The sequence below is a fragment of the Kocuria subflava genome (assembly GCF_012163155.1).
Lineage (GTDB): Bacteria > Actinomycetota > Actinomycetes > Actinomycetales > Micrococcaceae > Kocuria > Kocuria subflava.
Map to the genome: position 1 here is coordinate 1 of NZ_JAAVUN010000009.1, position 18,622 is coordinate 18,622.

Annotated in this window: 16 protein-coding genes and 3 tRNA genes; 16 read left to right on the plus strand and 3 right to left on the minus strand. The window is 64.9% G+C overall.

Annotated elements, in window-relative coordinates; all coding sequences use genetic code 11:
* Positions 1-128 precede the first annotated feature (128 nt).
* Positions 129-620: a YajQ family cyclic di-GMP-binding protein gene (locus tag GTW58_RS05865; protein ID WP_119932857.1), complete on the minus strand. Its 492-nt coding sequence runs from the start codon at positions 618-620 to the stop codon at positions 129-131.
* A 130-nt stretch (positions 621-750) separates the two neighbouring features.
* Between GTW58_RS05865 and GTW58_RS05870 the strand changes: the two genes are divergently transcribed.
* The 3 genes from GTW58_RS05870 to trxA all read left to right on the plus strand — a co-directional run bounded on the left by GTW58_RS05870 (position 751) and on the right by trxA (position 1,781).
* Positions 751-1,125 carry a hypothetical protein gene (locus GTW58_RS05870; RefSeq protein WP_157980479.1) on the plus strand — a complete coding sequence of 125 codons (375 nt, stop codon included), beginning with the start codon at positions 751-753 and terminating at the stop codon, positions 1,123-1,125.
* A 96-nt stretch (positions 1,126-1,221) separates the two neighbouring features.
* Positions 1,222-1,303 (plus strand) — tRNA-Tyr (locus GTW58_RS05875).
* 91 nt (positions 1,304-1,394) lie between these two features.
* The gene (gene trxA / locus GTW58_RS05880; RefSeq protein WP_255349601.1) at positions 1,395-1,781 is read left to right on the plus strand and encodes a thioredoxin; all 387 of its coding nucleotides are present in this window, start codon (positions 1,395-1,397) and stop codon (positions 1,779-1,781) included.
* 68 nt (positions 1,782-1,849) lie between these two features.
* Here the strand turns inward: trxA and GTW58_RS05885 are convergent, their stop codons facing one another.
* Both GTW58_RS05885 and GTW58_RS05890 read right to left on the minus strand, forming a co-directional pair.
* Complete coding sequence (locus tag GTW58_RS05885) at positions 1,850-2,620, minus strand: VIT1/CCC1 transporter family protein (RefSeq protein WP_081994144.1); 771 nt, start codon at positions 2,618-2,620, stop codon at positions 1,850-1,852.
* A 101-nt stretch (positions 2,621-2,721) separates the two neighbouring features.
* The gene (locus GTW58_RS05890) at positions 2,722-3,678 is read right to left on the minus strand and encodes a DNA-3-methyladenine glycosylase family protein (RefSeq protein ID WP_209436393.1); all 957 of its coding nucleotides are present in this window, start codon (positions 3,676-3,678) and stop codon (positions 2,722-2,724) included.
* A 400-nt stretch (positions 3,679-4,078) separates the two neighbouring features.
* Here GTW58_RS05890 and GTW58_RS05895 point away from each other — a divergent pair, with 400 nt between their 5' ends.
* From GTW58_RS05895 to GTW58_RS05955, 13 genes are all read left to right on the plus strand, one after another.
* Entirely contained in the window at positions 4,079-6,019 is a 1,941-nt protein-coding gene (locus GTW58_RS05895) for a DEAD/DEAH box helicase (protein ID WP_119932859.1), read from the plus strand.
* Positions 6,020-6,132: 113 nt separating this feature from the next.
* A complete protein-coding gene (locus GTW58_RS05900; RefSeq protein ID WP_119932860.1) occupies positions 6,133-7,719 on the plus strand; it encodes a sensor histidine kinase in 1,587 nt (528 codons plus the stop codon).
* Between the two features lie 15 nt (positions 7,720-7,734).
* A complete protein-coding gene (locus GTW58_RS05905; protein ID WP_047691222.1) occupies positions 7,735-8,415 on the plus strand; it encodes a response regulator transcription factor in 681 nt (226 codons plus the stop codon).
* A gap of 173 nt (positions 8,416-8,588) precedes the next feature.
* Positions 8,589-9,794: a glycosyltransferase family protein gene (locus tag GTW58_RS05910; protein WP_119932861.1), complete on the plus strand. Its 1,206-nt coding sequence runs from the start codon at positions 8,589-8,591 to the stop codon at positions 9,792-9,794.
* The gene (locus GTW58_RS05915; RefSeq protein ID WP_119932862.1) at positions 9,791-11,080 is read left to right on the plus strand and encodes a glycosyltransferase family 4 protein; all 1,290 of its coding nucleotides are present in this window, start codon (positions 9,791-9,793) and stop codon (positions 11,078-11,080) included. The genes GTW58_RS05910 and GTW58_RS05915 overlap by 4 nt, the downstream gene beginning before the upstream one ends.
* Positions 11,080-12,294 carry a glycosyltransferase family 4 protein gene (locus GTW58_RS05920; RefSeq protein ID WP_119932863.1) on the plus strand — a complete coding sequence of 405 codons (1,215 nt, stop codon included), beginning with the start codon at positions 11,080-11,082 and terminating at the stop codon, positions 12,292-12,294. The genes GTW58_RS05915 and GTW58_RS05920 overlap by 1 nt, the downstream gene beginning before the upstream one ends.
* Positions 12,291-14,225 carry an ABC transporter ATP-binding protein gene (locus tag GTW58_RS05925; RefSeq protein WP_119932864.1) on the plus strand — a complete coding sequence of 645 codons (1,935 nt, stop codon included), beginning with the start codon at positions 12,291-12,293 and terminating at the stop codon, positions 14,223-14,225. Before GTW58_RS05920 ends, GTW58_RS05925 begins: the two co-directional genes overlap by 4 nt.
* Positions 14,222-16,708 carry a phosphotransferase gene (locus tag GTW58_RS05930; RefSeq protein WP_119932865.1) on the plus strand — a complete coding sequence of 829 codons (2,487 nt, stop codon included), beginning with the start codon at positions 14,222-14,224 and terminating at the stop codon, positions 16,706-16,708. Before GTW58_RS05925 ends, GTW58_RS05930 begins: the two co-directional genes overlap by 4 nt.
* 106 nt (positions 16,709-16,814) lie before the next feature.
* A complete protein-coding gene (locus GTW58_RS05935) occupies positions 16,815-17,252 on the plus strand; it encodes a hypothetical protein (RefSeq protein ID WP_119932866.1) in 438 nt (145 codons plus the stop codon).
* Positions 17,253-17,298: 46 nt separating this feature from the next.
* Positions 17,299-17,370 (plus strand) — tRNA-Thr (locus tag GTW58_RS05940).
* A gap of 64 nt (positions 17,371-17,434) precedes the next feature.
* A tRNA-Met gene (locus tag GTW58_RS05945) sits at positions 17,435-17,508 on the plus strand.
* An 85-nt stretch (positions 17,509-17,593) separates the two neighbouring features.
* The gene (locus GTW58_RS05950) at positions 17,594-18,043 is read left to right on the plus strand and encodes an FAS1-like dehydratase domain-containing protein (RefSeq protein ID WP_047688114.1); all 450 of its coding nucleotides are present in this window, start codon (positions 17,594-17,596) and stop codon (positions 18,041-18,043) included.
* Entirely contained in the window at positions 18,040-18,534 is a 495-nt protein-coding gene (locus GTW58_RS05955) for a MaoC/PaaZ C-terminal domain-containing protein (RefSeq protein ID WP_119932867.1), read from the plus strand. Before GTW58_RS05950 ends, GTW58_RS05955 begins: the two co-directional genes overlap by 4 nt.
* Positions 18,535-18,622 lie beyond the last annotated feature (88 nt).

Here is an 18,622-nt window from a genome sequence, read left to right on the forward strand (position 1 = left end):
GCGCCCCCCCCCCCCGGGGCGCCCCCCCCACCCGCCCCCTCCTGCAGCCCCGCGGGGGGGGGGGCCCCACCCGAGTGCGGGCCCCCCCCCCCGTCGTCGTGAGTCGGGGTGGTGTTGAGCTCAGATACTCAGCGGAAGTTCACGAACTGGAGGTCAACCTCCACGTCTGAGGACTTCAGCAGGTTGATGGTCTCCTGGAGGTCATCGCGGGACTTGGAGGAGACGCGCAGTTCATCTCCCTGGATGATGGCCTTGACGGACTTGGGGGCTTCATCGCGGATGATCTTGGAGATCTTCTTGGCCTGGTCCTGGGCAATGCCCTCCTTGATGGAGGACTCGATGCGGAACTCCTTGCCGGATGCGTAGGGCTCCCCGGCATCCAAGGACTTCAGGGAGATGCCGCGCTTGACCAGCTTGGACTGGAAAACGTCCAGAACGGCTTCCGCCCGCTCTTGGGAGTTGGCCTTGATGAGGATCTTCTCCCCGGAGAAATCGATCTCAGCGCCAACTCCCCGGAAGTCGTAACGCTGCGCAACTTCCTTCTGCGCCTGATTCAGGGCGTTGGAGACCTCCTGCTTGTCCACCTTGCTGACAACATCGAACGTTGAGTCGCTGGCCACGGGTTTTGCTCCTTTGTAGGGGGTCGGGGCCTGGTAGGTCCCGGGTTTCTCACCAGCCAGTCTAAAGGTGTGATGGATTTGTGATGAGAGTCTGAGGACTTCCGCAGACAGATCCGGCACACTGCATGACATGAGCGAATCGTCGTCAAAGGTGTCGCCGGATCTGCAGCGTCGCTCGCGGATCGCCAGCGGTGTCTCACACCTGAACCGCCAAGCTGCCCGCACGGGCAAAGCTGCTGTTGGCACGGTCCTGGCTGCCGCCCTGCTCTCCGGAATGGGCGCCTCACCGGCTGCCGCCTTGGAGACAACCGGCGAGCTGCCGGTGGTCAGTCCGGACCAAGGTGTCCTGTGGGACAACGCGCCGGTGGCCACAGAGCCAACCGTTACGGAGCGGCTGGGCGGGGTCGCTGAAGAACTGGACCGCGCCGTCAGCCGCGGAGAAGTGACCTTGGACCAGGCCCTGGCGTTCTTCGCCCAGATCCAGGCCCGGGCAATCGGTCAGTGACCCACGGATTTGGCCGATCGGCCGTGATTCAGTAGGGTTGTACCGCTCCCGTCCAGGGGCACGTTTGACTCCACCCACGGTGGATCGAACGGACTCGGCAGATTACCCGAGCGGCCAAAGGGGGCTGACTGTAAATCAGCTGGCACTGCCTACGGGGGTTCGAATCCCTCATCTGCCACAAAATCCCGGAACCACGCGGTTCCGGGATTTTTTCTTGCTACTTCCACTTCTGGTGAACGCACAAGACACCTCCACGCAGGGTCCGTAGGGTGGAGCGCATGGCTACGGTTGAAATCACTCAGGAGAACCTGCAGGAAACCATCACCGGTAATGACATCGTCTTGCTGGACTGGTGGGCTGACTGGTGCGGTCCGTGCAAGCAGTTTGCACCCACCTTTGAGTCCGCCTCGGAGAAGAATCCGGAGATCGTCTTCGGCAAGGTGGACACGGAGGATCAGCAGGCGCTTGCCGCCTCCGCCCAGATCTCCTCCATCCCCACGCTCATGGCCTTCCGTGAGGGCATTCTGGTGTTCTCCCAGGCCGGTGCGCTGCCCGAATCCGCATTGGATCAGGTGGTTGAAGCCGTGAAGAACCTGGACATGGACGAGGTCCGCAAGCAGGTTGCCGAGCAGCAGGCCGGGGAAGCCCAGCAGTGATGCGCTGAGAACGCAAACAACACGTGGGGCGGGTCCGATGGACCCGCCCCACGTGTGTTGATGTGGGCTCAGCCGACTGCTCCGGTGCCCAGCATGGAGCCGATGGCGAAAGTGGCAGCCAGAGCCAGCGCGCCGCCGATCACCAGGCGAAGTGCTGCCCGCATGCGGTGAGGGGAGCCACCCAGCAGTGCCCCCAGCCACCCCGTGATGGCCAACGCCACCAAGACCACGCCGAAGGTGAGGGGAATCGCGATTCCCGCAGGCGGGAGCAAGATGGCCAGAATCGGCAGCATGGCCCCGGCCACAAAGGCCAGGGCGGAGGCGATGGCAGCGCCCATGGGGGAGGGGATGTCGTCCTCGTCGATCCCCAGCTCAAAGGACAAATGGGCCTTGAGGGCGTTGTGTTTGGTCAGATCAACTGCAGCAGCACGAGCAATGTTGGGTGACATTCCCCGTTCCTCAAGAATCTCCACCAGCTCTTCAAGCTCTTGTTCCGGCATTTCTTCAAGTTCCCGCGTCTCCAATTCGATCAGAGCCTTCTGGGAGTCTTTTTGGGAGGAGACGGACACGTATTCGCCCAGGGCCATGGACAGGGCGCCTGCGGAGAGAGCTGCGGCAGCCACCAGGAAGATGGCTCCACGATCGGCCGAGGCTCCGGCCACCCCCACCACAGTGGCTGCCACGGACACAATGCCGTCATTGGCACCCAGCACGGCAGCACGCAGCTTGTTCAGGCGCTCGCTGTAGTTTCCACTCTGGGGTTCGATGTGCACTCGCTGCTGACGAGTTCGGAAAATGTCCGGGCTGGTGTCCGGAGTTCTGGTTTTTGCGGCGTTCATGGAATGCATTAAACGCCTGTCCGTGAACACTTTCCAGGCAGGAAAGGCTGTGCTTACTTTTGGCAGCTTCCGGGCGGCTCAAAGAAAAGGAAAGCCTCACCTCATTTGTGGCGGTGATCCTCAGGGGTCAGTCGAGGTCCCTTGGCCTGGGAACGCCATCCTGAGGCGTACATCAGCCGCACGGCTCGCTGCCGATTGCCTCGCCACGGCTCCAGCAACTCCATCATGCGGGAATCATCCCCGCGGTGCCCGTCAAAGAACTCCGTGACGTGATGGGCCAGGTGATAGTCGTAGATGCTCACCGAATCGGGGTCACCGTGGGTGATCTGCAGGGTTTCGGCAATGGTCCAGGGCCCCACACCCTTCAGTGATGCCAAGGCGCGGCTCAGATTATTATCCAGCGGAGCACGGTTCCAGCGGTTGAGGCCCGAAGCCCGTGCCACCACTGCCTGCACAGTGGCTGCTCGGGCTGGATCAACTCCGGCGCGGTGCCAGGCCCAGGACGGGATGGATCGGATGGTTTCCGGGGCGGGAAACACTCGCATCCCGCTGGGGGCCGGCCCGGGAGCCGGATCTCCGTGAGATCGGCTCAACCACCGCTGGGCACGCACGGCCTCCCCGCCGGTGACTTTCTGCTCCAGGACCGTACACACCAGCGTGTCCACCAGACGCCCGGTGGCGATCAGCCGTACGCCCGGGTGCTCGCGGTGAGCGCGACGCCAGGATGCAGGCAACTGCTCCCAGGACGGGGATGAGGTGAAGACATCCCAACTGTCCGCCTCGCCGGTCCACAGCGGAGCCTCCTGCAGAAACGCCTGTGCACCCGGGCCCCACGCATGGACCGCAATGTCTCTGTGCAACGTCGGGCCTGGGCCCACACGGGCGAACCGGGCCGTCACCGGAGCTGAACCGACGCGGGTGGTGACCCACACGGCGTCGTCGTCCGTGATGCGTGCTGTGGGATGGGTGGTGCCACGGGTCAGCCCCCGCATGGTGGCACGCAGATTCACCGGGGTGGACGGGGTCCACCGGAGGTGAGCGGGGTTCTGCTGGGCCATGCGGACATTTTTGCACCCGGGGCCGACGCCGCCGTAGGCGACATCAGCCCAAGGGCGCAGCCGTGGTCAGTGGTGAAATGCGCGGTGTGCGTGGTCACCATCCGTACCCACGCCGGTGCCCCTGAGATAGGGTGGGGGTATTCATTCCGGTCCATTCCCTGGATCTTCTTGGCTCAACGGCACACCCGTCCCTGTGTGTGGATGTGGTGGCCTGCGGTCCATTCACTCAAGTTCTGCCGCCTCTGACCAGCTGTGATGCTGAAGCGTTGTGCGGCTCATGACGTTCGAACTCCCGATTGCGGGTGGTTCATGTTGGGGAGCACCGGAGCCACAAGAGCACCGCACCCATCCCTCAAGGAATGGGTGAATCGTGCCCTGAGACCGTAGGGAGCCCCCTGACATGACCGAATTCACACCCAACGAATCCCAACTTGAGACCGAACAGGACCTGCAGGAAGCTCAGTCGGGCCACCAGCAGGAAGCTGCTGCAGCGGAACCGGCCGGTCCCACCTTTGCCGACCTCGGTATTGACGGCTGCGTGTTGGCCGCACTGGAAAACATCGGGTACGAAAAGCCCTCACCCATCCAGGAAGCCACCATCCCTCTGCTGCTGCAGGGCCGCGACGTGGTGGGCCTGGCCCAGACCGGCACCGGCAAGACCGCGGCCTTTGCCGTGCCCGCGCTGTCCCGCCTGGCCGAACTGGCAGACCTCAACGGTCCCAGCTCCACCACCAAGGTCCTGGTGCTGGCACCCACCCGCGAACTTGCCTTGCAGGTTGCTGAAGCCTTCAGCTCTTACGCCGTGAACCTGGAGGACTTCACCGTGCTGCCGGTCTACGGCGGCTCCTCCTACGGGCCCCAGCTGGGTGGTCTGCGCCGTGGCGCCCAGGTTGTGGTGGGTACGCCTGGCCGTGTGATCGACCACCTCAAGCGCGGATCCCTGCAGCTGGAAGACCTCCAGTACGTGGTGCTGGATGAGGCTGACGAAATGCTGCGCATGGGCTTTGCCGAGGACGTGGAGACCATCCTGTCCCAGACCCCGGAGGAGAAGCAGGTTGCCCTGTTCTCCGCCACCATGCCGCCTGCCATCCGCAAGATTGCCCAGAAGTATCTGCGCAATCCGGAAGAGGTCACGGTCAAGGCCAAGACCACCACGGCCAAGAACATTCGCCAGCGCTACCTTCAGGTCATGGGCCCCCACAAACTGGAGGCCATGACCCGGTTGCTGGAAGTCGAGGAGCACGACGGCATCATCGTGTTCGTGCGCACCAAGGCCGCCACGGAGGAAGTGGCCGAGAAGCTGCGCGCTCGCGGTCACGCCGCAGCCGCCATCAACGGTGACATCCCGCAGCAACTGCGCGAGAAGACCGTCGACCAGCTGCGCGAGGGCAAGATCGACATCCTGGTCGCCACCGACGTCGCCGCCCGCGGCCTGGACGTCGAGCGCATCTCCCTGGTGGTCAACTACGACATCCCCCACGACACCGAGTCCTACGTTCACCGCATCGGCCGCACGGGCCGTGCCGGGCGCACCGGGGACGCCGTGTTGTTCATGACCCCGCGGGAGAAGTACCTGCTGCGGGCCATTGAGCGCACCACGCGTCAGCCCGTGGAGCAGATGCCCATGCCCACGGTCGACGACGTCAACGCCACCAGGCGCCAGACCTTTGCCCAGGGCATCACCGATGCCATCGAGGGTGAGGACCTGGGCTTGTTCCGGGACCTGGTGGACTCCTACGTGGCTGAACATGACGTCGACCCCGTCGAGGTGGCTGCAGCACTTGCCGTGATCGCTCAGGACGGACGCCCGTTCTTTGCCGAGGAACTGCCGGAGCTGTCCAAGCGCAAGGACCGCGAGCGTCGTCGTGACGACCGCGACGGCGAGTCCGGTGGCCGCAACCGGGCGCCGCGTTCCGAGGAGGGCAAGGCCACGTACTGGATGGCCGTGGGGCACAAGCACCGCGCTGCCCCCGGGGCGATCGTGGGTGCCTTGACCAACGAAGGCGGATTGGACGGCAGCGACATCGGCGCCATTGAAATCCGTCCGTCCTTCACCCTGGTGGGGCTACCTGATGACCTTTCCCGTGATGACCTCAAGCGTCTGGGCGAGATCAAGATCAACGGGCAGAGCCTGGACATCCGCATGGATCGTGGCCCCAAGGGCGGCGGCGGTTCCGGTGCGGGCCGTCCGCGCGGCGGTGGCTACGGTGACCGTCCCCCGCGTTCTGGTGGCCGCGGCCCCAAGGGCAAGCAGAGCTTCCGCGGCAATGACCGTTTTGGCGGTGACCGCTTTGGCGAGGGCCGTGACAAGCGCAAGCCCAAGTTCAAGAAGAACTACTGAGCCCGGGGTCCTCTGAGCAGGACCTGAGGGCAGCATGAAGCCGCCTGTTCGGCAGTGATCCAGGGATTTTACGCCCCGGTGCAGCTGCTGACAGGCGGCTTCATACTTGTCTCATGACTCGCCAGTACGCTGGCCGTATGGCTGCGCCAGGCTGGTTGACGCGATGGACCACGGTGCGGGCGGGGCTTCAGTCCGTCCGTGCCCGTGTGCTGGCCGCCACCATCATCTGCATGGCGCTGACCCTGACCCTGGTGGGTGGAGTGACCCACTATCTCCGCCTGCTGGACCTTGATGAACAAATCCAGGGGGACATCGAGCAGGAGGTCAGTCAACTCCAACGCCTGGCCGAGCGTGGTCCGTTGGGGCCGGAGACCACTGTCCCGGAAGGCCCCGGCCCCGTGGAGGGTGAGCCGTTCCAGGACGTCGATCAACTGCTCTACACCTACATGACCACTACGGTTCCGGGTGAGTACGAGAACTTCATGGTCATCCTGGACGGACAGCCCGCCTACGAATATTTGGGGGAGTCCCGCTTCCAATTGGACCACCCGGAACGCATCCGCGCGGTCCAGGACCGAGCCCAGGCGCGGCAGACCGTGATCTTTGACCACCAGATGGACGGGGAGAACCTGCGGCTGGGAGTCATTGACGTTTCCCTGCCCACCGATGACCGCACGGCCTATCTGGTCATCGGGACCGACCGGGGTGCCCAGCGGGAACTCATCTACGAATCCTTGTGGCGTTATCTGGGCATCTCCGCAGTGATGCTGGTGCTGGGAAGTCTGATCGCGTTCTTCCTGGTGGGTAGGGTCACCGCCCCCATCACGCGGCTGCGGGAGGCTGCGCAGAAGATCACCGTGGACGACCTCACCCAGCGCGTCCCGGTGGCCCAGGAGGACTCCGACGTCGGTCAATTGGCCCGTCACTTCAACTACATGCTGGACCGCATTGAAGACGGCTTTGACCAGCAGCGGCAGTTCTTGGACGACGCCGCCCACGAGCTGCGAACGCCGCTGACCATCCTGCACGGCAACCTGGAGCTCATGGATGCCGATGACCCCGGGGACGTGGAGGAGACCCGGGCCATGCTGCTGGATGAGATCGAGCGCATGAATCGCCTGGTGGAGGATCTGTTGCTGCTGGCCAAGTCCCAGCGCGCAGACTTCATCCGGGCCGAGTCGGTCAACGTCTGGGAGTTCCTGGAAGCCACCATGGAACGTCTGCCGGCGTTGGGGCAGCGTGACTGGCGGCTGGAAGGTGCTGCCGGCGGACGGGCAGTGGCCGACCGACAGCGTCTGACACAGGCCGTGGTGCAGTTGGCGGCCAATGCCGTGAAGTTCTCCCAAGAGGGGGATGTGATCGCTCTGGGCGCGGCCTGGTCTGCGGCTCCCGACGACGTCCTGGCCGCCACCGGGGCAACCTCCCGTCGCTTCTTGGAGCTGTGGGTGCGTGATACGGGCATGGGGATCAAACCGGAGGACCAGAAACGCATCTTCGAGCGATTTGGTCGCGCGGAGGCCGGGCGCTCGGTGGAGGGCTCCGGGTTGGGGCTTGCGATCGTGACCGCCATTGCCGAGGGCCACGGTGGTGTGGTCAGGCTGCGGTCCCACCCGGGGCGCGGCTCGACTTTCACATTGTGGTTGCCCGAACGGCCGCCGTCGGAATCCGACCGCGCCGTGGCAGGTAGCGCAGAGAACTGAACGAAAGGACCAGCAATGGCCAACATCCTCATTGCCGAGGACGAGGAGCGGATCTCCCGCTTCATCCAGAAGGGGCTGCGTGCCTCCGGGTTCACCACCACCGTGGTGGAGGACGGCGTGACGGCCCTGGACTACGCCGCCACGGGGGAGTTCGACTTGTTGATCCTGGACGTTGGGCTGCCGGGAATGGACGGGTTCAAGGTGCTCTCCGTGCTGCGCAGCATGGGTTCCACCATGCCGGTGATCATGTGCACGGCCCGTGATTCCGTGGAAGACACCGTGCAGGGCCTGGACAAGGGTGCCGATGACTATCTGGCCAAACCCTTCCGGTTCCAAGAACTTCTGGCCCGGGTGAAAGCACGCTTGCGAAACGCCACACCGGCGGTGGCGGAGGAGGAACTGCGCTACGGCACGTTGTCCTTGGACATCGGCAAACGCTGCGCCGTGCTGGCCACGGAGTCCGGGGCCGAGGAGTACGTGGAGCTCTCCGCACGCGAGTTCAGCATTGCCACCGTGTTCCTGGAGAACGCTGGCCAGGTGCTCACCCGGGACCAACTGCTCACCAAGGTGTGGGGTTACGACTTCGACGGCGCCTCCAACGTGGTGGACGTCTACGTCCGGTACCTGCGCAACAAGCTGGGTCCAGAGAGGTTCGTCACCGTGCGAGGGGTGGGCTACCGCTTGGCGGAGGTCTGAGGTCGTCGTCGTGCTGCGGCCGGTGTGGACCGTCGCGGATAGACGACGCCGCCGCAAGGCCTGTTGGTGCGTAGGCAGATGAGAGTCTCCTCATGAACGGCTCATAGGGTCTTCATCCTGCCCCGAGACAGTGGGTGCAGTGCAGCGATGACGACTGAGCGAGGGGACGGGTCATGGAGACCGAAGAGTTGCGGGTGGTGTTCTACTCGCACGACTCCCAAGGGTTGGGCCACACCCGACGCAATGTGGCTTTGGCGCACGCCCTGGTGAATCACCTTCCCGGTCTGACCGGACGGGCGGTGACGGGTCTTCTGCTCACCGGCGTGGACAACGCCACGGCTCATGACAAACCGGAGGGCTTTGACTGGGTGGTGCTGCCCGGAGTGGCCAAGGACACCGGCACTTACGAACCGCGCAACCTGTCCGTGGGCATGGATCATCTGACCAATCTGCGCTCTGGGTTGATCGAGGCCGCGTTGTTGGGCTTCCATCCGCATCTGGTGGTTGTGGACCGCCACGCCTGGGGTGTGCAGCGCGAGCTCCAGGCACCGCTGCTGCGACTGCGTGCCGAGTTCCCGCAGACCCAGATCATTCTGGGGTTGCGTGAAGTCCTGGATTCCCCGGAGGCGGCTGCCCGTGAATGGGAGAATCTGGGAGAGCTGGAGACCTTCCGCGCCGTCTACAACCACATCTGGGTCTACGGTGACCGCGATGTCCATGACCCCGTCAGCAGTGGAGAGATCCCCGCGGAGCTTGGGGACATGATTCAGCACACCGGTTACCTGGCGGCGGGGCGTCCCGTGGGGGAGCGGACCTCTGGCATGAGCCGTCCGTACATCGTGTCCATGGCAGGCGGTGGATCGGACGGTGTGGACCTGCTCACCGCCGCCGCCCGCGCGCGGGTGCCGCACGGGTACCGTCACCTGGTGATCACCGGTCCACAGATGGACCCGGCGCAGGTGCAACGCATTCAGACCGTGGCCAGTGAACGCACCATTGTGGTCAACGCGGTGCCTGATGCCTTGGCGGAGGTCCTGGCGGCTGACGCCGTGATCTCCATGGGTGGGTACAACTCCACCACGGAGATTCTGACCACCAACACCCCGGCCTTGATTGTGCCGCGAGAGCATCCGCGTCAGGAACAGTTGATCCGGGCCACCGCGCTGCGGCAAGTGGGCGCCGTGGATCTCTTGCGGGCCCGGGACCTCACGGCCCAGGCGATCTCAGCGTGGATGCGCCGGGCGGTGGGAACGGTCAGGCTGCGCCACCACCTGAACCTCAGCGGCCTTCAGACCGCTGCCCATCTGGCCGCACAGGCTTTGACCGCAGCACACCCGCTGCCCTCGGGCATCTGCGGTCAAGGGGCTCTGTCCCGATGACCCAGCACAGAATCGGCTACGTCCTCAAGGTTTATCCACGGTTCTCGGAGACGTTCATTGTCACGGAGATCCTGGCCCGTGAGGCCCAGGGGGAGCACCTTGAGATCTTTGCGCTGCGCCACACCACGGACACCCGTTTCCACCCGGAACTGGCCCGCGTCCAGGCCCCTGTGACCTACATCCACCGCCCGTTCAAAGCCTCAGAGGCCTGGGAGGTGATGGCTCAGGCTCAGCGCGTGGTTCCAGACTTCGGCAACCGATGGGCCCAGCTGTTGCCGGATCTGGTGTCCACGGAAGCCTCCGAGGTTCATCAGGGCATCGAGTTGGCCTGTTCCGTGGTCACCCACGGGATTACACACCTGCACTGTCACTTTGCCAACCTGTCCGTGAAGGTGGCGGAGATCGCCTCCCGGCTCACCGGTGTCCCGTTCTCCGTGACCACCCACGCCAAGGATTTGTTCCATGGATCCGTGAGCCACCACCGTTTGCAGCGCACCTTCAGGTGGGCCGAGCACGTGGTCACCATCTCCGAGTTCAACCGGCAGTTCCTTCTGCGCAATTTCCCGCAGTCCTTCACCCCCACGGGCACGCCGTTGCACCTGGTCCACAACGGATTGGAACTGAGCAGATTCCCCTACGCACAACCCGCGGCCCCGGCAGGCCCGTTGCATGTGGTGGGCGTGGGACGCCTGGTGGAAAAAAAAGGTTTTGACGTCTTGATCCGAGCCGCTGCCGCAGCACTGGCTGATGGTTTGGAACTGAAGGTCACCGTGGCCGGGGGTGGTGAACGTGAGGCCTCCCTGCGTGAGCTCGCCGTGGCTCTGGGCATCACGGAACACATCGAGATCTTGGGCCCACGGACCCAGGGTGAGATCGTGGACCTGCTGCGTCGGGCTGATGTGTTTGCAGCCCCCTGCGTGGTGGGCGCGGACGGCAATGCCGATGGCTTGCCCACCGTGTTGCTGGAGGCCATGGCCATGGGGGTGCCGGTGATCGCCACGTCTGTCACCGGCATTCCGGAGGTGGTGCGCAACGGGGAACCGGGGGCAGCCGTACAGACCGGAATCCTGTTGGAACCCGGTGACGTCGACTCCCTGGCACAGGCTTTCCGGACCGTGGCTGAACCCGGGTGGGACCGTGTGGCCGTGACCCGGGCCGGTCGCGACGTCGTGGAGACCCATTTCGATTCGCGCAGACAGGCTCAGCGGCTGGGGGAACTCATGCCGAGTCGTCAGATCGTCCAACCCACTGAGCCCACACAGAGATCGAAGGAAGGTGTTACCTGATGCGTCTGGCCTACATCAGTGCAGACCCCGGCATCCCGGTATTCGGGTCCAAGGGCGCCTCTGTGCACGTGCAGGAAATCATCCGGTGTTGGCGTGCCCTGGGGTGGGAGGTCACCGTCTACGCCACCCGTGTGGGTGATCAGGTTCCCCAGGACCTGGCGGACCTTGAGGTGGTGCACGTTCCCGTGCCCAAGGCGCCGGCAGCCCAGGCTGAGGATCGGATGGAGCGTGTGGCCGCTCGCGAACAGGCACAGCAGAAGGCTGCGCAGGAGATTGCCGCGCAGGTGGTGGCGGCCGGTGCCGATGCCGTGTACGAACGCTATTCGCTGTTCTCCACTGCTCTGGCGGAGGTCTGCCAGACCCTGTCCATTCCGGGTTTCCTGGAGGTCAACGCTCCGCTGATCGATGAACAGCAGACGCACCGTGACCTGATTGACCACCACGGCGCCCATGCCGCGCTGAAGCATCAGGTGAGCCACGCCACGCGCATCGCGTGCGTTTCCGAACCCGTGGCTGACTGGGTGCGCAGCACAGCAGGCGCAGGCCTCACCCCGCAGCAGATGCAGGACCGCGTGGTGGTCACACCCAACGGTGTCAATGTTGAGCGCATCCGCCCCTCCAAGGATTCACAGGGCTGCCTGGAGGCCGGGCGCAGCCCCGTTGTGGTTTTCGTGGGGACTCTGAAACCTTGGCACGGCGTGGAACACCTGGTGGAGGCCCGCGCACTGGCGACCACCTCATGGCGGTTGCGTCTGGTGGGGGATGGTCCCCAAGGGCAGGCCCTGGCCGAACAGGCCACCCGGTTGGGGATTGAGGTCGAGTTCACCGGGGCCGTGGCCCCGGAGCACATCCCCGGCCACCTGGAGGACTGCGCTGTTGCCGTGGCCCCTTATCCGCGCACCGAGCAGAGCGCGGACCAGTACTTTTCACCGCTGAAGATCTATGAATACTGTGCGGCTGCACTGCCCGTGGTGGCCTCCCGCGTGGGGCAGGTTCCCCAGATCATCGACGACGGCGTGACCGGGTTGCTGGTTGAACCCTCCGACCCGGTGGATCTGGCTCGGGCGGTGGATGACCTGGTCGGGGACCCGCGGCGTCGTCGTGCCTCGGGCCGGGCGGCACGTGAGATGGCCGAACGCGAACGCTCCTGGGATCGGGTGCTGGAAGCCATCCTGGACGGCACCGGTGTAGGCACCGCGGACGGTCGCCCATGAGCGCGGTGGCAGATGAATCCCGCGGCGGGGACCGGGACAAGCGCGTCACGGCCAGGACCGCCCGAAAATCCAAGGTCACCAAGATCGAGAAGCAGGCGCTGGGCCGAACCCTGAACCTCATTCGACCCCATCTTGGGGAACACCGCTGGTTGATAGCCGGCGGTGTTGTGGCGTTGCTGTTGGAAGTGGCCTTCCGGGTCTTGGAACCCTGGCCGTTGAAAATCCTGATTGACTCCATCACCCGCTCCCTGGGGGCGGATGCCACAGCGGTGGACCCGTGGATCCCGGAAGCCTCGTGGCAACTGCTTTTGGCAGCCGGTCTGGCCACCGTGTGCATCGTGGGCTTCCGTGCTCTGACCAACTATCTGGCCACCGTGGCCTTCGCCTTGGTGGGCTCACGGGTTTCCACGGTGCTGCGCGGGCGGCTGTTCCGCCATGTCCAAAGCCTCTCCGATCGCTTCCATTCGAGCTCCCGGGCGGGGGACACGGTTCAGCGCATCGTCTCCGACATCGGGAAGTTGCAGGAGGTGGCCGTCACCGCAGGCCTGCCCCTGCTGGCCAACGTGATCACCCTGGTGGTCATGTGCATCGTCATGTTGGTCCTGGACTGGATGTTGGCCCTGGTGGTGGTGGGAGCCATCCTGGCGTTCTGGTTCATCAGCCGCGGGTCATCGGGCAAGATCACGGAAGCCTCCCGCAAGACGCGGAAAGGTGAGGGTGCACTGGCCAACACCGCCCATGAATCGCTGGGTGCCATCCGCGTGGTGCAGGCCTACGGTCTGGAGGATCGCATGGCGGCCTCTTTCGAGAAGTCCAATCAGATGGCCCTGACCCAGGGGGTCCAGTCCCGGCGTCTGGCTGCCGGGTTGGAACGGGCCACGGATGTGATTGTGGGAGTGGCCACCGCCGTGGTTCTGGTGGGTGGTGGCTGGCGGGTGCTTCAGGAGCAGATGACCCTGGGGGACCTGGTGTTGTTCACCACCTACCTCAAGACCTGCATGAAGCCCCTGCGTGACATGGCCAAGTACACCGGACGCATTGCCCGTGCAACGGCCTCCGGCGAGCGGGTGGCTGATCTGATGGAGACCACCCCGGAGATCCGGGACACTGCGGAGAGCACACCGTTGCAAGCCGTGCGGGGTGAGATCGCGTTCCGGCGGGTTGATGCCTCCTACGGTGACCCGGCAGATCCTCACCATGGGTTGGTGCTCCAGGACATTGACGTGGTGATCCGTCCCGGGCAACACGTGAGTGTGATCGGGCCGTCCGGTTCTGGAAAGTCCACTCTGGCCTCCCTGTTGGTGCGGGCCATGGATCCGGTCCACGGCTCTGTGGCGGTGGATGGGCAGGACCTGCGGTTGCTGTCCGTGGCCTCCGTGCGCTCCAACGTGGCGTTGTTGCTGCAGGAATCGGTGCTCTTCCACGGAACCATTCGGGAAAACATCCGGATGGGGCGTGAAGATGCCACGGATGCCCAGGTGGAGGCGGCGGCCAAGGCCGCCCAGGCACATGAGTTCGTGACCGGTTTCCCCCAGGGATACGACACCGTGGTGGCCGAACGTGGCTCCACACTCTCCGGTGGTCAGCGCCAGCGGATCGCCATTGCCCGCGCTCTGCTGCGCGATGCTCCTGTGGTGGTTCTGGACGAGGCAACCACCGGGCTGGATCCCCAATCCACCCAAGCGGTGGTGGATGCCATTGCCGAACTGATCCAGGGCCGAACCTCCGTGGCCGTCACGCACGATGCCGCCATGGCATTGGCCTCGGACCGTGTGTTGTGGGTTCAAGAGGGTCGCATCCTGTTGGACGGCACCCCGGAGGACCTGCTGGCTGATCCCGACGGCGTGTTCGCCGCCTGGGTGGCACAACAACAAGCCCGGGACCAGGCGGAGGTCCACGCTGCGGATTCAACGGAGGGGCAGCGGCCATGAACGTGGACCTCACTGATACCCCGGTCTCAGCCGAGCACCTTCCCGGAGTGAACTGGATCCTGAATCCACACCGATTGTGGGACCTGCCGTTGGCACACTCTGCACCACTTGGCGGTGGGGCTGCCGATGGTCTGCATCTGCGCACCTCTTACTTGCGCTACAAGCCGTCTGTGGCGGCCGTGGCCAGGCTGGATCTTTCCGCGACGGGCCACGGAAACCGGGTCACGGCCGGCGGTGGGCCCGCCCGGAGCCAAGTGCTCTGGGTGGCCACATACTCGCCACAGGCGGGTGGAAAACTGGAAAAGCTGCGCATCACGTTGCAGCAGCTCTACGGGGTGGCCGGGCAGGAGATGGTGGCCACCTGTCAGATTCCAGGCCGCCCTGGGCACGTGCTGGCCGTGGGGTTGCCCGCCGCAGATCCCAAACTGGTCAAGGTGCTGCACAAGGTACTGGGGGCATCGGCTGCCGGGCTGGGCACGGCGCACAGCCCGTGGCGGGTGCTGCGTTTCAACCCTCAGCGTCGGATGGTTTTGGCCGGTGGGCCCGGTGGCTCAGCGCCGGAAACGGTGGTCAAGATCTCCGCGAAAGCCCCTGCCGTTTCCGAATCCACGCTGGCCGTGCTGGCCTCGGACGCGGTGCCGATACAGGTCACCACCACCGCCCCGGGCATCTGCCCGGATCCTCACGTGCGCTGCTATCCCTGGTACGGCGACGGTGACCTCACGGACCACGCCGTGGACACGTCAACCGTTGAGGCTGCCCGGAAGGCTGGCCGCGGCCTGGTGCGTTTGCACTCCTGTGCTGATCGTCTGGCCGAGAAGATCGTGAACCGGATTCCCGATTCACCGGACCCAGTGGCCCGTATGGAGGTCATGGCCACCGACCTGATGGCTGTGGATCCGGACGTGGCAGCACAGTTTCGCGCGGTGGCAGACCGGATCACCGTGAATCTTGAGATCACCGCAAGCCTTGGCACCGGCACCGCGCTGCGTGTGCTCCACGGGGATTTCTCCGCCGATCAAGTCCTGGTTAACAGCACAGCGTTCAGCCCCGGCCACAGCTCCTCCAACCCACACAGCGACGACGACGGCGTGATGATCACGGACTTGGACCGGATGCGTCTGGGTCAGGCCGCAGATGATCTGGGCAATGCAGTGTCATCGGGAATCATGACCCAGCTGGCCCAGATGGCACCATCCCAGGACTGGGAACCGGTCCTGGATTCGGTGACGGCGGCCATGGTGGAGGGGTATCGAGAACTCAGTGGTGCTCCATCCGATCACCAGATCCGCACCTGGGCGGGGTTCCACCTGCTCATGCGGGTCATGACGGCCTTCCGGGACTGCAGCCCGCACTGGCCCCAGCGGATGCACCAGGTGGTCCAGGCAGCTGGCGCGCTGGTGCCGGAAGCCGTGCCCACCACACTCACGGTGCAGCAGCCAGGCGGTGACCTGGAGACTTTCACCGTCAAACGGGCTTGGCCCAAGGCAGACGGTCGACTCAACGCTGAAGTGATCGACTCCACGGGCCGAGTCCGGGCGGCGGCAGCAACACCGAATCCGCACAGGCTGGGCCTCACCGAGTGGAAGGTCAACACCGTTGGCTCGGATCACAAACTGCCGGGACTCGAGGAGTTGTCCCGTCACGGCCAGGTGGTGGTGCACCGGCGGGGCAGGCGAGCTGTGGTGGCAACCGCGGATCGGTACGTTAAGTTGCTGGCCGCGGACAAGGTGCCGGAGACGGCACGGCTCTCCCACGAAATTCACCACCTGGCAACCGCGGCAGGATTCGTCGTTCCGCGCGTTGTGAGCAGTGGTACTGACCGCGTGGAGTTCTCCGTGGTGGCGGGGCAGAACCTGCACAGTGTGGGCGCGGCCGGGCAGGAGGAGAACTACGCGGCAGGAATTCGCGCCTGGGCGCACCGGTGGCCGAATCTGGTGCGCGCCGATTTGGCCTCCAGCACGTTGCCCATCTACACCGCAGCAGATGAGATCCGGACGTTGGAGACCTGGCGGCAGCGTCTGGCCGCTTTCCCCGCAGCGTCGGATGTTGACCCCGCAGCCTGGGCCGATGCCGTCACCAAAGTTCAGCAGATGCTTGCAGATCTTCCCGCGGGTCCGTCCTGGCGGCCCGGTGTCCTGCACCGCGACCTCCATGAAAAACAACTGTTGCTGGATGCCGTCTCCGGCAGCATCGGACTGCTGGACTTCGACACTGCGGCCATCGGTGATCCAGCACTGGATCTGGCCAATCTGGGGGTGCACCTGGACCTGCACAGCGCCCAAGGTGTGCTCAGCGCGCAGCTGCACACCGTGGCCACCAGAACCGTGACAGAGGTGGCCTGTGAGCTGGCGGTCACCGCACAACGCATGGAGGCCTACCGGGCTGCCACCCGCGCACGGCTGGTCTGTGTTTACGCCTTCCGTCCGCAATGGAAGCACCTTGCGCGCACGTGGGCACAAGACCTCATTCGAGACCTGTGAACGGGAGCCCCGGCGCAGTCGTGGAGTTGGTCACGATTCGGTGACATCCACCCCAGGTGACCTCGTTCTCATCTTGGTCTTATCTGGACCGGCAACCATGTGCGGCATGAAGGTTTTGTGGTCGACTCTCAGCTTGGTGGTGGTGGGCGCGCTCGCGGTCTTCTTGTGGATCGCAGCCGCCTCCCCGTCCGATTCCCAGATCCTGCGCGATGGTGTTGTGGTGGAGGGCGGCCCGGCGTCGTCGTCCCCCCGGCCGTCAGGCACCGTGAGCACGCCCTCCGGGGACGACGACGGGGAGGACGAGCAGTCGGCGTCCCCGGACTCGGAGGGAGACACAGAAGCCGGGGGTGATACCGCCCCAGTGGCAGAAGCTCCCGTACCCGCCCCGGCCCCAGAGGCACCCGCGCAGGCCCCGGCAGCCCCCGCCCAGGTGCCCGTTCCGGTCCAGCCGGCACCCAACTACGCCTACAGCGGCGACTGGGACGACGACGACTGGGATGACGATGATTGGGACGACGACCATGACGACTGGGATGACGACTGAGCTCGTTTTTGACTGAGCCTGAACCCCTGTTACAGTATTCCGCGTTGCCCCGATAGCTCAGTGGTAGAGCGCCATCTTGGTAAGATGGAGGTCCCGGGATCGATTCCCGGTCGGGGCTCTCGTGATGAGGGCCCGTGGCTCGCGTTGAAAAGCGCGAGTGCACGGGTTTCCCCATCCGTCCTGGCGGTGTAGCTCAGCTGGTTAGAGCGCACGACTCATAATCGTGAGGTCGACGGATCGAGCCCGTCCACCGCTACGGAATCGAAAGCCCGTGATCCGAGTTCAAGGATCGCGGGCTTTCTGCATTGTGGTTGTTGGTCGAACTGACAAGGAGCACCAGCGTGAGTGTCAATCCTGACGTCGCGGGCCGGACGTATCCGTCCATCCCTCCGTACCAGGTCTCCCGGGAGGCCATCCGGGCTTTTGCCCAGGCGGTCGGCGGAGAGAATCCCATCCACCAGGACCTTGAGGCCGCGCGCGCTGCCGGTCACGCGGATCTGGTGGCGCCGCCCACGTTCGCGATCATCGTGGCCCAGAAGGCCGAGGCCGCCGTGGTCGCCGATGGAGAAGCCGGAATCGACTTCTCCCGCGTGGTCCACGCAGATCAGCGCTTCACTCACCACCGCGCCATCGTGGCCGGGGACAACCTCACAGCAGCCACCACGGTGGACACTGTGCGTGCCGTGGGCACCGGAGCCATGGTGACCTTCCGCACCGAAATCATTGACGACGACGGACAGGCGGTATCCACCGCGTTGTCCTCACTGCTGGTGAGGGGAGAAGACCAGTGAGCACCAACACCACCCGCCCTGAGTTCGAGGCCTTGGAAAAGGGCCAGGAAGTCGCCACCCGCACGGTGGAGCTCTCCCGTGCGGACCTGGTTCGCTACGCTGCGGTCTCCGGGGACTTCAACCCGATCCACTGGAACCAGGACTTTGCCACCTCTGTGGGTCTGCCCAACGTGATCGCCCACGGCATGCTGACCATGGGTGCTGCCATGCAGGTGGTGGTGGACTGGGCAGGGGATCCCTCCGCCGTGATTGACGTCCAGACCCGGTTCACCAAGCCCGTGGTGGTGCCCAACCAGTTCGACACTGAGGTCCGTGCCTCCACGGCCTTGACCGTGTCCGCCAAGGTGGCCGCCCTTGATCCAGAAGCCCGCACAGCACGCGTGGATCTGACCGTGACCGCACCGGATCTCACGGACCCGGAGGCCACTGCCGACTCGGCTGCCGCGCTGAAGGTTCTGGTCAAGGCACAAGCTGTGGTGGCCTGCGCTTGAGGTGACTCGTCGCGGCGTCGTCGGCGCTGGAGGTGGGGCGTAAGTGCAGCGTCCGCTCCAGGCTGACCCGTCACCGGCGCCCACCGTG

Bases quoted from the DNA above. Each gene is read 5' to 3' on its own strand.
- GTW58_RS05930 (WP_119932865.1), top strand. From the start codon at position 14,222: ATGAACGTGGACCTCACTGATACCCCGGTCTCAGCCGAGCACCTTCCC.
- GTW58_RS05900 (WP_119932860.1), top strand. From the start codon at position 6,133: ATGACTCGCCAGTACGCTGGCCGTATGGCTGCGCCAGGCTGGTTGACG.
- GTW58_RS05925 (WP_119932864.1), top strand. From the start codon at position 12,291: ATGAGCGCGGTGGCAGATGAATCCCGCGGCGGGGACCGGGACAAGCGC.
- GTW58_RS05895 (WP_119932859.1), top strand. From the start codon at position 4,079: ATGACCGAATTCACACCCAACGAATCCCAACTTGAGACCGAACAGGAC.
- GTW58_RS05910 (WP_119932861.1), top strand. From the start codon at position 8,589: ATGGAGACCGAAGAGTTGCGGGTGGTGTTCTACTCGCACGACTCCCAA.
- GTW58_RS05920 (WP_119932863.1), top strand. From the start codon at position 11,080: ATGCGTCTGGCCTACATCAGTGCAGACCCCGGCATCCCGGTATTCGGG.
- GTW58_RS05870 (WP_157980479.1), top strand. From the start codon at position 751: ATGAGCGAATCGTCGTCAAAGGTGTCGCCGGATCTGCAGCGTCGCTCG.
- GTW58_RS05915 (WP_119932862.1), top strand. From the start codon at position 9,791: ATGACCCAGCACAGAATCGGCTACGTCCTCAAGGTTTATCCACGGTTC.
- GTW58_RS05905 (WP_047691222.1), top strand. From the start codon at position 7,735: ATGGCCAACATCCTCATTGCCGAGGACGAGGAGCGGATCTCCCGCTTC.
- GTW58_RS05935 (WP_119932866.1), top strand. From the start codon at position 16,815: ATGAAGGTTTTGTGGTCGACTCTCAGCTTGGTGGTGGTGGGCGCGCTC.
- GTW58_RS05890 (WP_209436393.1), bottom strand. From the start codon at position 3,678: ATGGCCCAGCAGAACCCCGCTCACCTCCGGTGGACCCCGTCCACCCCG.
- GTW58_RS05885 (WP_081994144.1), bottom strand. From the start codon at position 2,620: ATGAACGCCGCAAAAACCAGAACTCCGGACACCAGCCCGGACATTTTC.